Origin of the sequence: Flavobacterium sp., assembly GCF_027531905.1 — a bacterium.
Taxonomy (GTDB): Bacteria; Bacteroidota; Bacteroidia; order Flavobacteriales; family Flavobacteriaceae; genus Flavobacterium.
In genome coordinates, this window is record NZ_JAPZSU010000014.1 from 110,764 (window position 1) to 124,745 (window position 13,982).

The 13,982-nt window shown below is 33.0% G+C and carries 11 protein-coding genes; 5 read left to right on the plus strand and 6 right to left on the minus strand.

All coding sequences use genetic code 11. The features are described 5' to 3' along the window. Window position 1 precedes the first annotated feature (1 nt). Window positions 2-1,528 carry a Na+/H+ antiporter NhaC family protein gene (locus tag O9307_RS05030; protein WP_298295964.1) on the minus strand — a complete coding sequence of 509 codons (1,527 nt, stop codon included), beginning with the start codon at window positions 1,526-1,528 and terminating at the stop codon, window positions 2-4. Window positions 1,529-1,764: 236 nt separating this feature from the next. Between O9307_RS05030 and mmsA the strand changes: the two genes are divergently transcribed. After that, window positions 1,765-3,222: a CoA-acylating methylmalonate-semialdehyde dehydrogenase gene (gene mmsA / locus O9307_RS05035; RefSeq protein WP_298295966.1), complete on the plus strand. Its 1,458-nt coding sequence runs from the start codon at window positions 1,765-1,767 to the stop codon at window positions 3,220-3,222. Between the two features lie 198 nt (window positions 3,223-3,420). Further along, window positions 3,421-4,758, plus strand: a complete 1,338-nt coding sequence (locus tag O9307_RS05040) for an aminotransferase class III-fold pyridoxal phosphate-dependent enzyme (protein WP_298295968.1) — start codon at window positions 3,421-3,423, stop codon at window positions 4,756-4,758. Window positions 4,759-4,968: 210 nt separating this feature from the next. Here the strand turns inward: O9307_RS05040 and O9307_RS05045 are convergent, their stop codons facing one another. The 5 genes from O9307_RS05045 to O9307_RS05065 all read right to left on the minus strand — a co-directional run bounded on the left by O9307_RS05045 (window position 4,969) and on the right by O9307_RS05065 (window position 9,775). After that, window positions 4,969-6,495, minus strand: a complete 1,527-nt coding sequence (locus O9307_RS05045) for a PAS domain-containing sensor histidine kinase (protein ID WP_298295969.1) — start codon at window positions 6,493-6,495, stop codon at window positions 4,969-4,971. An 81-nt stretch (window positions 6,496-6,576) separates the two neighbouring features. Next, on the minus strand, window positions 6,577-7,482 hold the full coding sequence (locus O9307_RS05050; protein WP_298295971.1) for a site-specific tyrosine recombinase: 906 nt from the start codon (window positions 7,480-7,482) through the stop codon (window positions 6,577-6,579). A 75-nt stretch (window positions 7,483-7,557) separates the two neighbouring features. Then, window positions 7,558-8,052, minus strand: a complete 495-nt coding sequence (locus O9307_RS05055; protein WP_298295973.1) for a hypothetical protein — start codon at window positions 8,050-8,052, stop codon at window positions 7,558-7,560. 321 nt (window positions 8,053-8,373) lie between these two features. Next, window positions 8,374-8,946, minus strand: a complete 573-nt coding sequence (locus O9307_RS05060; protein WP_298295975.1) for an outer membrane beta-barrel protein — start codon at window positions 8,944-8,946, stop codon at window positions 8,374-8,376. Between the two features lie 331 nt (window positions 8,947-9,277). After that, complete coding sequence (locus O9307_RS05065) at window positions 9,278-9,775, minus strand: hypothetical protein (protein WP_298295977.1); 498 nt, start codon at window positions 9,773-9,775, stop codon at window positions 9,278-9,280. Window positions 9,776-10,093: 318 nt separating this feature from the next. Here O9307_RS05065 and O9307_RS05070 point away from each other — a divergent pair, with 318 nt between their 5' ends. From O9307_RS05070 to O9307_RS05080, 3 genes are all read left to right on the plus strand, one after another. After that, window positions 10,094-10,657: a porin family protein gene (locus O9307_RS05070; protein ID WP_298295978.1), complete on the plus strand. Its 564-nt coding sequence runs from the start codon at window positions 10,094-10,096 to the stop codon at window positions 10,655-10,657. A gap of 74 nt (window positions 10,658-10,731) precedes the next feature. Next, a complete protein-coding gene (gene aroQ, locus O9307_RS05075) occupies window positions 10,732-11,145 on the plus strand; it encodes a type II 3-dehydroquinate dehydratase (RefSeq protein ID WP_298295979.1) in 414 nt (137 codons plus the stop codon). Between the two features lie 82 nt (window positions 11,146-11,227). Beyond that, window positions 11,228-13,717, plus strand: coding sequence for a DUF5686 and carboxypeptidase regulatory-like domain-containing protein (locus O9307_RS05080; RefSeq protein ID WP_298295980.1), 2,490 nt, complete (start codon window positions 11,228-11,230; stop codon window positions 13,715-13,717). Window positions 13,718-13,982: the final 265 nt, after the last annotated feature.

Sequence of the window (13,982 nt, forward strand, 5' to 3'; positions counted from 1 at the left end):
TTTATAAAACAAATCCTGCGATAAGATACAATACTGCCGAAGTTCCAAATATTATCAATTGATAGGGAAATTGAGAGATTCCGTGTTGCATCATGTTTACTTTACAAGATTGTGCTGTTAATACTCTATTATCTGAGAAGAAACATGCTGCTGCTCCCCAAACTGTTCCAGAGGCCAATGCACCTTGAACCAACCAAAAATTAGCCCCTAAAGTATGCGATAACAAAGCCGTTGTTGGAACCAAAATTGCATAAATACCCCAGTTAGATCCAGTTGCCCAACAAATCCAAGCGACTAAAGTAAAGACAATAACAGGCAAAGTTGGCCCATTCAACCATATAATTCCTTGCAATTTTTCAACAACAAATTCATTGAAACCTAATGCATTTTGTACATCTTTCAATAAATAAGTAAAACCTAAAACAGTCAATACAAAAGTGATTGTCTCTAAACCTAAAACAAAATGTTTAGATATTTTATTGAATTTAATGACTTTGAACAGTAAAAAATATAAGTAGGTAAAAACAACAGCTGTAACAATACCACGCAAAGCATCTATACTTCCGAAAATGTATTCTGTTGAAAATTCAAAACTTCCCCAATAATCCATATCAAATGGATAAGGAAATACCGTACACCAGATTAAAACAAAAATGGGTAATATAAAATAGATTAATCTACCTTGTTTTGCATTTGGCTTTGTTACTTTAATGGTTTCAGAACCACTTGGTTTAACATTTGCTTCAGCTTCTCTAATCCCTTTTGAATCGGGAATCAATTCAAAAACAATCAAGGCTCCAACTATCAATGAAATCCAAGCCGAAAAATTATAAGGAATTGTCCCCATAAATGCTTGAATAGGATTTGTTATAGCTACTCCTGCCCCATCCAAAACACCGCCATCAATAGCGACAATTTGTGTCCCGTAAAAAATTGTCCATGTCGAAATAGGAAAAATAATAGTAAAAGGTACGCAAACCATGGTCAATACCAAAGCTAATTTTTCTCTAGAAACCCCAAATTTATCGGTAATAGGTCGCATCGTATTTCCAACAGACAGCGCACTTAAATAATCATCAAGAAAAAAGAAAAAACTCAAAAAATAAGTCATTATCAGCGATTGCTTTTTGTTTTTTACGTGATTCTCAGAATACCTACCAACAGCTTTGATTCCTCCTGAAGCACTTAGTAATTGAACAAATGCACCATATAAAATACATACTAATATCACCCATATTAGTCCTTGATCATGTGCATCTCTAGCAATTGATGTAAACATACCATCAAACATATTCAATGGAAAAATCATTCCTTTCCCTTCTGGAAAATAGGTCTCTGATCCTCCTTGTTGAGCTAATAATGCAAATCCGATAGCGCACCCTATAATTAAAGGTTCTAATGCTTTGCGAGTGATCATAGCGATACCTAGCACTGTAAATGCAGGAACAAGAGCATCCCAATGAATAAAATAAAAAAGAATAGCCAGTAATAACAAGGCTACACCAATAATAACGGATATTGATTTCATAAACTTAATGGATTTAGTTTGGTTTTTGGATTTAGTTAATTATTCAATTTAAAGTGGTTATTCTTTAAATCAACAACCTATATATAGCGCCTTATTCTCAACTAATCACACATTGTAAATAATTCGATATAAATATGATTATTTTGTAAATCTAACAATATTTTAATAACACACAAAAATATTTATTGTTTTTTTACTTAATATTGTATATTTGAAAAAATTTAAAAGTCAAAATTATGTCATTTAACGAAGTAAAAAACTTTATAAACGGGGAGTTTATCCCAGGTAGTTCTACAAAAAAACACGCTGTTATTTCTCCTTTGGACGGTAAGGAATTAACTACTTTCAACGAGTCTACAATGGAGGATTTGAATAAAATTGTCAATGCAGCTCAAATTGCACAAAAAGAATGGCAAAAAGTCACTTTAAAAGAAAGAGCTCAAATTTTCTATAAATACAAACAATTATTAGAAAAGAACAGTGAAGAATTAACAGAAGTTATCTACAGAGAAAACGGAAAAATACATAGTGAAGCCAAAGCAGAAATAGATAAAGCAATCGAATTAACAGAATTTGCTTGCTCATTACCACAGTTCGTAAATGGTGAAAACATGGAGGTAAGCAAAGGCGTATTTTGTTCTTCAACAAAAATACCATTAGGAATTGTTGCTTCTATTGTTCCATTTAATTTCCCTACTATGGTACCTCATTGGACTATCGTAAATGCTATTGCTCTCGGTAATGCTTTTATTTTAAAACCTTCTGAAGCTGTGCCTATAAGTAGTCAATATACCGCCAAATTATTAAAAGAAGCTGGACTTCCAGATGGTTTATTCAATATCATCAATGGAACTCAAACTACTGTTGAAAACATTTGTGATCACCTAGGAATTCAGGCAGTTACTTTTGTTGGCTCCACAAAAGTGGCCAAAATTGTCTATCAAAGAGCAAGTCATAATTTGAAACAAGTATTAGCGCTTGGTGGCGCAAAAAACCACATCCTTTTGTTACCAGATGCACATCCAGAAATGGCTTCGTCTAATATCGTAGCCTCTATGAGTGGCTGTGCAGGACAAAGATGTATGGCTGCCGCGACTTTACTTGCAGTTGGAAATTGCGATGCTATCCTTGATAAATTATTAGGTGATGCACAAAAAATTCAATGTGGTACAACTTTAGGAGCGGTTATTTCTAAAGAAGCCAAAGACAGAATTGAAGCCTATATCACTGAAGCAGAACAACAAGGTGCCAAAATTATTTTAGACGGACGCCATACCATTGTTCCTGGAAAAGAAAATGGATTTTATGTCGGCCCTACAATAATAGATCATGCCACACCCTACATGAAAATCGCAAGAGAAGAAATTTTTGGACCTGTGTTAGCTATCGTTCGTGTAGATACCATTGATGAAGCCTTAGCCATCGAGAACGCAAATCCTTATGGCAATGCTTGTTCTGTATTTACACAAAGCGGAGGTTTAGCCAATTATGTAACGGAGAATGCTTCAGCTGGAATGTGTGGAATAAATATTGGAGTCCCTGTTCCAAGAGAGCCTTTTGGTTTTGGAGGATGGAATGAATCTCGATTTGGTTCTGGCGACATCACTGGAAAAAGCGCGATTGGCTTTTTTACAAAAGAGAAAAAAACTACCACCAAATGGAATCCTGAAGCTGGAATTAACTGGATGAGCTAAGATCAATTCAGCCCACCCTAAATTTGCCCTAAATTTCAATTAAATAAGAATAATAAAAAGCTCCCAATGATTCCTTTAGAACACTTACTCCATTTATTTTTATTGACTGTAACCAACAATAATCCAAACAATTAATCGATTTATATTAGATTTTCGTTACTAAATTTTAACCCCTATTAATTCAAACTAATTTTAAAGATGCTAACTAAAGAACAAATCATAAATGACAGTAAACAATATAGTTTATTTTCATGGTCAGCGCAAAGCAACCTCAACCCACTAGCCATAGAAAAAGCAAGTGGTGTTTACTTATACGATTATGACGGAAACAAAATAATTGATTTTTCATCAGGCTTAATGTCAGTAAATATAGGGCATGGCGACCAAAGGATTACCGCGGCAGTCGTTGAACAAATGCAAAAAGTAAGTTTTGTAACACCAAGTTGCACAACCGAAGTGAGAGCTAAACTAGCCAAAAAATTAGCTAGTATTTGTCCAGGAAATCTCAACAAAGCTTTTTTTACTTTATGTGGGACTTCCTCTGTAGACAATGCCATTAAGCTCGCTCGATTATATACTGGTCGACATAAAATTATTGGAAGGTATCGCGCTTTTCACGGCGGATCAATTGGCGGCATGTCTGTAGGTGGCGACCCACGAAAACTGGCTAATGACGGGCAACAAATGCCAAACACTGTATTACTAGATGACCCTTATTACTTCTTCGGAATGAAAGAGTTAGACGAAGCCACAAAACTACAACTTAGTTTAGAATATGTTGAACGTATCATCCATTTTGAAGGAAAAACCAACATTGCAGCCTTTATTTTTGAAGGAGAAAGTGGATCATCTGGATGCTTACATTATCCAAAAGGATATTTAAAAGGCATCAAATTATTATGCGAAAAATATGGCATTTTATTTATTGCAGACGAAGTAATGTCAGGTTTTGGAAGAACAGGAAAATGGTTTGGATTTGAAAATCATGATATAATTCCAGACATGGTTTGTATGGCAAAAGGACTGACTTCTTCTTATCTTCCATTAGGTTGTTTGATGGTTTCGGACACCATTGCAGAAAAATTCGATACTACCCCAATGATGATTGGCTTAACGTATAATGCACATCCTGTAGCATTAGCAGCAGCCTTAGCTGTTATCAATATTTATGAAGAAGATAAACTTATTGAAAATACCATAAAAAAAGGTGCTTATCTAGAACAAAAAATAAACGAACTCAGAGCCAAACATCCTAGCATGGGCAATTTTAGAAACACAGGGTTACTGGGGTGCTTGGATATTTTAAAAAACAAAAAAACAGGTGAGCTAATTGCGCCCTATAATGCCAGCGGCGAAGATCTAAAAGTAACCAATTTAATGGCAGGAAAATTAAGAGCATTAGGCTTATATACTTTTGTTCGTTGGGGATATATTTTCATCGCACCGCCATTGTGTATTACGGAAGAAGAAATAGATGAAGGATTAGCGATAATTTCTGAGGCTTTATCCATAGCAGATACGCATTTAGAAGTATAAACGGAAACATCATGAAGACAAAACTATACAAATTTATAAGGTATAGTGCTTAATTTCATCAACACAAATTGTACACTTTTTTCCAAAAAGTACAATTTGTGTTTTCTTTTTTAAGGCCAAAATCAAAGATTATTTTAATCAACTCTAGGCAAAAAACTCAAGCAAAATAAATAGAAAAACGATGTGATATTTTCTACAACCGATGCTATATTAATCAATTACAACATGCTGTATTGAGTTTTTTTTAAAGTAAATCTTAAAGGTCGATCCCACATGCAATGTACTCTCTACTTCAATTTTGCCACCCATATTCTCGATTTGATTTTTGGTTAAATACAATCCTACTCCACGCGCATCAGTATTTTTATGAAACGTTTTATACAAGCCAAAAATAGAATCTTTATATTTATCCAAATCAATACCTAAACCATTATCTTTTATACTTAAAATAATAAAATCCTCATTTTCATCTGAAGTGAAAATAATTTTAGGTACTTTTTTTTGATCGGAATATTTAATAGCATTAGTAACAATATTCAATAAAATACTTTCTAAATAAGCCGGCAAACAATTTATAGTTATACTAGAATGAATATAATTTAGCACAACAATGTCTTTTTGTTTAATTGAATCATGCAAAACATCTAAAACTTTATTGATGTATAGATTTAGATTCAATTGCTCAATCTCTTTGTCTTTTACAGTGTGAATATTGACCAACTCATTCAAATTCTCAATGGTAGAAAACAATTCATCAGAAACGATTTGAATATTATTCAAGGTATCAGAATCTGAAAGTAATTCTTCGTTATGCAAATCCAATAAAGATTTGATATTACCGCTATGGGTGCGTAAATTATGAGATACAATATGCGCAAAATTGAGTAACTTATTGTTTTGAGTGTTTAAAATTTCAAGCATTTTAGCCAATTCCAACTCTTTCTCCTTTTGATCTGAGATATCAGTATGCGTACCTACGATTCGTAGCGGTTTTCCATCGGTATCTCTCTCTATAACTTTGCCTCGATCCAAAATCCATTTATAACGCCCATTACACAAAACCCTGTGACACGTTTCGTAGAAAGGAATTTTATTTTCAAAATGAAGGTTTATATTACCATAATATTCTCCACGATCATCAGGATGAACACGTTCGTCCCATTCTTCGGGAGTGGCCACTAAATCAGATTCTGTCAATTCTAAAATTTTCATGGATTCTGAGGAATAATATACTTTTCCAGTAACTAAGTCCCAATCCCACACGCCTCTATCCGATGCTTGAACTGCAAAATGATAACGTTCATCTGCAAGACGCATCCTAATCTCTTGCTCTTTCATATTAGTAATATCAGAGATTAAACCATAAAAAACTACCTCGCCTATATCATTTTTCTTTGGCGTAGCATCAATCCGAATCCATTTATAGCCGCTATCAGGTAATAACAACCTAAACTCTATATCCCAAACTTCTACATTGGTTATCGCCCGCTCATAAGACGACATAAACCCCTTCAAATCTGGCTCATAGATAGTGTAATTAGATAATCTATAGGAATCTTCGATAAACTCATTTAATGAAAATTCATTAAAAAAGTCAATCGGTTTACTAAGAAAATCGAATGCAATCTGTCGTTCAGCATTGACTCGAATTTGGAAAATAATATTAGGAAGTTGTTTGATTAAACTTTCGTATAGCGCATTTAAATCTTCTGGATTTCGGCTTTTTGCAAATATCATATTATATACTTCCTTTATTAAGATTAAACTTTAAAACTATTTAAAAGACTACATTGCATAGCCTTAGCTAAATAAAAAATACTAAACCGAACCCTTTCTCGGGTGATACGTTTTCATTACTTGCCTCAAAAAGGAACGATCCAAATGCACATAAATTTCGGTTGTAGTGATAGATTCATGCCCTAACATCAATTGAATAGAACGAAGATCAGCTCCATTCTCAAGCAGATGAGTTGCAAATGAATGCCTAAAGGTGTGCGGACTAATTTTTTTATTGAGTTCAATCAAATCAGCCAGTCTATTAATAATGGTAAAAACCATCGCTCTGGTTAATTGCCTGCCTCGTCTATTTAAAAACAAAGTATCTTCAAACCCTTTTTGGATAGGCAATTGAACACGAACAGTTTCTTTATAAATAGTGATATACTTTTGTGCTACTTCGCCAATGGGTACAAAACGATCTTTATTCCCTTTGCCATGTATTTTGATAAAGCCCTCCTCAAAAAAAAGATCAGAAATTTTCAACCCAACCAATTCAGAAACCCGAAGCCCACATCCGTATAAAGTTTCGAGCATGGCACGGTTACGTTCACCTTCGTTCGAACTTAAATCAATAGCTGAAATTAAGTCATCAATTTCATCAACCGATAAAGTATCGGGCAATTTTCTTCCTAATCTAGGAGATTCTATCAACTCCATTGGATTATCTACTCGGTAGTCTTCAAAAATCAAATACGAAAAAAAACTTTTTAATCCCGAAATTATTCTGGCTTGTGAGCGCGCATTTACTTCTTTGGATACAGCATAAATGAAAAATTGAACCGTTTCATCGGTAACAGTAATTGGAGATTCTGAGATTCTTTGTTCTGCCAAAAACAGACAAAGTCGTTCAATATCCAAAGTATAATTCGCAATCGTATTGGCCGATAACCCTCTTTCGATTCTTAGATAAGATTGATACTGCTTGATATAATTACTCCAACACATACTACAAAGAAAGGTGATTTTTGGGCATAAAAAAAACCTCCTTTTTAGGGGAGGTAATGTATTCAAATTAAAAAATTACAATTTAAAAGCAACGCCAAGGTTTAAAGAAGAAAATGTTCCATCATTAGAAACTCCTTTGTATCCTAAAAACAAATCTGTTTTACCAAAAGAGTAACCAACTTTAGGTTGATATAAGAATCCACCTTCATTTCCACTAGGAGCAACACCAATTGCATATCCTAAATCTAAGCCTAAGAAAAATTTATCAGATAAAGAATATTGAGCCGTTCCATAAACAGGGATAAATCCAGCATCATCATATTCAACTTCTATAATACCAAATTTTTCAGTTTTCCCAATATAATGAGCATATCCAGCCCCAAAGCCAGCTTCGAACTTTTCAGAAACTTTCCATGTGTAAGCCACGTCAACACCTAAATTTAAAGAATATGAATCTTTAATATCACCTAATGGCAATCCTAAATTAGCTCCAACTTTGAAACCTCCATCTTGTGCATTAGCAAATGCAAAACCAAATACTGCTATAGCAGTTAACATAATTTTTTTCATATTTGTTTAGTTTATTAATTTTACGCGAAACTAATGATTCTAAAGAAGATAAAAAAAATCATAGTAAGTCAAACCTTAATAAAAAAGTATTTAGAAATAAATAAAATAAAATCAACATAATCTATAAAAAACTTATTACTAGCTAATTACAAAAACCTTACTCACTAAAAACTGGTATTTTTGTAAAACATAAAAAAAAACAATATTAACAAGACAAATAGTAATAATTTGTTTTAAATAATGCTAAAAATGATAATAAATCTTATATAATTACGCATAAAAAAACCTCCAAAATGGAGGTTTTAATATAATAATTCCTTACTATTTACTCCATTTTCCTCCACCAAGGTAGAAGCCTAAATGAATACCAACATAAGAATTTTTTGCAGTTACATCAGAATTATTGATTTTGCTTTTAGGAACGATGTTATACTCAACACCCATTCTAAATTTGCCTAACTCAAAACCAGCTCTAACTAATCCACCAAATTTTGATTTTGAATCAAGATCTACACTTCCAGTCATTACATCAACATCAAATTCAGCATTTGAAAGAGAATAGATCCCTGCTCCAGCACCTACATAAGGAACAAAACTAGAACCAGTAAAGTAATAATCGTAAGTACCTACATACGATGCACTAGTTCCAATTTTTGCTTCAAGTGACTCGCCAGAACCACTAAATTCTTTAGCCATAGCAGCACCAGCAATACGCAAACCAACATTCATATTGTCAGCAATGTTATATTTAGGCTCGATAGCAAATAACACCCCTCCACCACCAGATGGAATTGCATAACCTAAATCTAATCCAACTCTAAATTTTCCTTTTTCTTGCGCATTAGCAAATGTGAAAGCAAATACTGCTAAACCAGTTAAAATAATTTTTTTCATTTTTTTGTTTGTTTTTAATAAGATTTTGGCCGAAATTAATTATCCAAAATGAAATAAAAAAATTGTTAAAAAAAACAAAAACTTAAAAAACCTAATTAAAAGCAATTTTAGAAAAAAAAATAAACAAAATAATAAGCTTGTAGTTAGATGATTACAAAAAAAATACTCACTAAAAAGTGGTATTTTTTAAAAAAAATAAAAATAAATAATTTTAATAAGATAAATAGTAATAATTTAATTTAAATAATGCTAAAATTAATAATGAATCTTAAATAATTACGCATAAAAAAACCTTCCATAAACGGAAGGTTTAAAATATTGTATAAAAAAATTACAATTTAAAAGCAACTCCAAAGTTTAAAGAAGAAAAAGTTCCTCCGTCAACTGAAATTCCTTTGTACCCCAAAAACAAATCAGTTTTTCCAAAAGAATAACCTACTTTAGGTTGATACAAAAATCCACCATTGTTTTCAGTTGGAGCAACACCAATTGCATATCCTAAATCTAATCCTAAGAAAAATTTATCAGATAAAGAATATTGAGCCGTTCCATAAACAGGGATAAATCCAGCATCATCATATTCAACTTCTATTATACCAAATTTTTCAGTTTTCCCAATATAATGAGCATATCCAGCACCAAGACCTGCTTCAAACTTTTCAGAAACTTTCCATGTGTAAGCTACGTCAACACCTAAATTTAAAGAGTATGAATCTTTAATATCACCTAATGGTAATCCTAAATTAGCTCCAACTTTAAATCCTCCCTCTTGAGCGTTAGCAAATGCAAAACCAAATACTGTCACAGCAGTTAAAATAATTTTTTTCATTTTTTTGTTTGTTTTTATTAAGTTATTTGGCAAAACTAATAAAAAAAAAGAGTCAAAAAAAAACCAAAAAACCTTCTTAAAAAAATTATTACCAAATATTTACATAAACTTAACAAATTAAAATTAGGTATTAATTACAAAAGAATTGAAAGCATCTTATTTTAACAAGTTAAATCAATATTTTGACTTTGGAAAGCATTTAAAAATGTTGTTATTTCGCAGCACAAAACAATCTTGTTATTCGCTTCGTTTTTACAAAATACAATATTTAGAAATTAAAAGAGTTTAACATCATAATCAATCACTAAAAAAAAGAAAATGAAAAAAATCATTCTTATTGCCGCTTTTGCTTTATTTGGAACACTAACAACGCAAGCACAATTATTACATTTAGGAGCTAAAGTAGGGATCAATTATGCTAATCTTACAGGTTCTGATATTACCGTAAATTCAGAAAATTATAAATCTGATGCTATTACTGGTTATCATATTGGTCTATTGGCCGAAGTAAAATTGACCGATAAATTTAGTGTTCAACCCGAGTTATTGTACTCTACACAAGGCGCTAGTTACAAAAACGCAATTAGCGAATTTAAAAACAACTTAGGCTATTTATCGATTCCTGTGATGGCAAAAATCTATTTAAACAATACGTTTAGCTTAGAATTAGGTCCACAAGCTTCTTTTCTTTTAAGCGAGAAAGACAATGTAAACCTAAATGATTCCAAAACTTTTGACTTTGCCGTAGCTGGAGGCTTAGGAGTAAAAATTACCAAAAGTATCTTTATTCAAGGACGTTATGGTTTGGGATTAACCGAGGTTTCAACCAGCGCAAAAGCAAAAAATTCTGTAGTACAAGTTTCCGCAGGATTTATGTTTTAATAATTAACAAAATCAACCACAAAACCGTACTATTATTTAGTGCGGTTTTTTTATTTTTACCAAAAACAAGTATCATGCAAATTGCTATAATTAACGGACCCAATCTTAACCTACTAGGAAAACGCGAACCCAAAGTATATGGAAGTGAAACCTTCGAAGATTATTTTGAAAGTTTAAAAGTTAAATTTCCCCACATTCAGTTTTCTTATTTTCAAAGCAATATCGAAGGCGAGTTGATCGGTAAAATACAAGAATTCGGCTTTTCATATTCTGGAATAATTCTCAATGCTGGTGCTTATACCCACACCTCAATAGGCATTGGCGATGCTGTAAAAGCTGTTACTGCACCAGTCATAGAAGTACATATTTCTAACACCTTTTCTAGAGAAAGCTTTAGACATCAATCCTATATTTCAGGAAATGCCAAAGGTGTTATTCTAGGATTCGGGTTAAAAAGTTACGAACTCGCCATTCAATCTTTAATATAATCTTATGAAATTTACCCTAATAAATTAACAACTTTTTATGATGTAAGTTTTTTCATCTGTTTAATTTTACCAAAAAAAGCAGATGAAACAATTTTACGTTTTTATTTTATTTTTAATCTCTTCGCCTTTTATCGCACAAGTAAAAGGAACTATCACTGACGAAAAAGGAAACCCATTACCTTTTGTTTCCGTAATCATTCAAAATTCCTATTCAGGAACTACCACCAACGACAAAGGAAAATACGAACTGAACCTCAAAAAAGAAGGTGATTACACCCTATTGTTCCAGTTCCTTGGTTACAAAACCGTAAAGAAAACGATTCATTACGAGAAAACACTAATAATAATTGACATTCAATTATCGGAAGAAAATTACAACCTCAACGAAGTAGTTATCAATCCAAAAAATAATCCCGCCAACGCCATTATTAAAAGTGCGATTGCAGCACGAAAAGAAAACGCTGAAAAAACAGCCCGATTCACCGCCGATTTTTATTCACGTGGATTATTCAAAATCAAAAATCTACCTAAAAAAATTTTAGGAATGAAAATAGAAATGCCAGACGAAATGACCACTGGCTTAGATTCAACTGGAAGCGGTATTTTGTACTTATCCGAAACTGTATCAAAACTAACCTTCGAAAAACCTAACAATTATAAAGAAAGAATCATTGCTTCTAAGATTTCGGGTAACGACAAAGGCTTTAGTTACAATACTGCTCGTTCTTCATTTTACGATTTTTATGACAATACAGTCGATTTTGATGTAAAAATGATTTCACCCATAGCTAGCAACGCCTTTCAATATTACAAATACAAACTCGAAAGCACTTTTTTTGACGAAAGCAATCATCAAATCAACAAAATTAAAGTCATTCCAAGACGAGACAAAGAACCCGTTTTTGAAGGTTACATTTATATTGTAGAAGACAGCTGGGCGATTTATGCCGTTGATTTCGACATCAAAGGCTATCGCATGCGCAATGAATTCACCGAAGTGATGACCTTAAAACAGAACTTCAATTACAATTCCAAAACTAAAATTTGGAGCAAAAATGCCCAAAGTTTAGCTTTTACCGCTGGTGCTTTCGGTATCGGATTCTCAGGTACTTTCAATTATGTGTACAGCAATTATGAATTCTTTGATGCTTTTGATAAAAAGACCTTTGGCAATGAAATTGTAAGCTTTGAAAACAACGCCAACAAAAAAGAAGATACTTTCTGGGAAAGCACAAGACCTATTCCACTCACCGAAGAAGAGAGTAAAGATTATATCAAAAAAGACAGCATTCAAACCATCCGCTCGTCCAAAACCTATTTGGATTCTATCGACCAAAAACGAAATAAATTCAAACTATTAGACCCAATAACAGGTTATAATTATAGAAACACTTTCAAAAAATGGTCGTTCGATTATGCAGGATTAATGGACATAAGCTCACTAACTTTCAATACGGTTCAAGGTTTCAATCTTGACTCTGGCTTTACTTATCGCAAATGGGATGATGAATCTGGAAAAAGCACAGCCATTGCAACTACTTTCAATTATGGCTTTTCAGACGAACGTCTTCGAGTGGTCGGAAACTTTAGTCATCGATTTAATAATCAAAATTATGCCACAATTTGGGTTTCAGGAGGAACAGCAGTTAAACAATTCAACGAAAACAATCCAATTTCCCCTTTTATCAATTCGATAAGCACACTCTTTTTCAAAAACAATTTTATGAAATTGTACAACAAAGAGTTTTTCAATGTGGCTTATTCACAGAATATAGCCAACGGCATCAACTTTACCGGAAAATTAGAATACAGCCAACGCAAACCTTTATTTAATACTACTAACTATACCTTTATCAAAAATGACGACCTTTATTCTTCAAACAATCCTTTGGATTCTAATGATTATTCAACTGCTGGTTTCTCAACTCATCAGTTACTAAAAGCTAATTTGAACTGGCGCATTAACTTTGGCAACCAATACATTTCGCGCCCTGACGGAAAATTCAACCTCCGAAACGACAAGTATCCAACCGTGCTTTTAGGCTACGAAAAAGCCTTTGCTGCTAGCCAAAAAAACTACGAGTATGACCTAATTAGTGCACGTGTTCTTTACGACCTTCCGTTGGCCAACAAAGGCGATTTGGGTGTAAATCTAAGAGCGGGCAAATTCTTCAATGCCGAAAATATTGCCTTTATGGATTACAAACATTTCAATGGCAATCAAACACGAATTGGCCAAACCGAACGCTATTTAAACGTTTTCAACCTGTTACCTTATTACAGCAATAGCACAAACGATGCGTATTTTGAATTCCATTCAGAGTACAGCGACAATGGCTTTATCATGAATAAAATACCAGGACTCAACCTTTTAAAAAGCAGTTTAATGCTCGGTTTTCACAACTTAGCCATTCCAAATCGCAAACCTTATCAAGAAATCAGCATAGGGCTCGATAACTTAGGAATCGGGAAATTCAAACAGTTCAGAGTAGATTATGTCCGCTCTTACCAAAATGGTTTTCAAGGTGATGGTGTAATTTTTGGATTAAAACTTTTAAATATTTTAGATTAGGAGCGGAAAGAATAGGCTTTCTTGTGGGCAAAGTCCCGTCATCCGCTATATCTTTTTTTTATTTTACCCTGTCAGGGTTTTGAACCCTGACAGGGTAAAATAAAAAAAAGGATGCCGCTACTACCCTACCGTCTGGACACAAATATTTTTATGTTAAAATGGCACGCGGATTAGGCAGATTATCGCCGATTTTTGGTTGTATATTAAAAATATTATTTATAAACTTAATGTTTTTTCAACACATTTTTTTAAAAGACAACAAATT

Excerpts from the sequence above, each read along its gene's own strand:
- O9307_RS05045 (WP_298295969.1), bottom strand. The coding sequence starts at position 6,495 with ATGATATTTGCAAAAAGCCGAAATCCAGAAGATTTAAATGCGCTATAC.
- mmsA (WP_298295966.1), top strand. The coding sequence starts at position 1,765 with ATGTCATTTAACGAAGTAAAAAACTTTATAAACGGGGAGTTTATCCCA.
- aroQ (WP_298295979.1), top strand. The coding sequence starts at position 10,732 with ATGCAAATTGCTATAATTAACGGACCCAATCTTAACCTACTAGGAAAA.
- O9307_RS05040 (WP_298295968.1), top strand. The coding sequence starts at position 3,421 with ATGCTAACTAAAGAACAAATCATAAATGACAGTAAACAATATAGTTTA.
- O9307_RS05050 (WP_298295971.1), bottom strand. The coding sequence starts at position 7,482 with ATGTGTTGGAGTAATTATATCAAGCAGTATCAATCTTATCTAAGAATC.
- O9307_RS05065 (WP_298295977.1), bottom strand. The coding sequence starts at position 9,775 with ATGAAAAAAATTATTTTAACTGCTGTGACAGTATTTGGTTTTGCATTT.
- O9307_RS05070 (WP_298295978.1), top strand. The coding sequence starts at position 10,094 with ATGAAAAAAATCATTCTTATTGCCGCTTTTGCTTTATTTGGAACACTA.
- O9307_RS05080 (WP_298295980.1), top strand. The coding sequence starts at position 11,228 with ATGAAACAATTTTACGTTTTTATTTTATTTTTAATCTCTTCGCCTTTT.
- O9307_RS05055 (WP_298295973.1), bottom strand. The coding sequence starts at position 8,052 with ATGAAAAAAATTATGTTAACTGCTATAGCAGTATTTGGTTTTGCATTT.
- O9307_RS05030 (WP_298295964.1), bottom strand. The coding sequence starts at position 1,528 with ATGAAATCAATATCCGTTATTATTGGTGTAGCCTTGTTATTACTGGCT.
- O9307_RS05060 (WP_298295975.1), bottom strand. The coding sequence starts at position 8,946 with ATGAAAAAAATTATTTTAACTGGTTTAGCAGTATTTGCTTTCACATTT.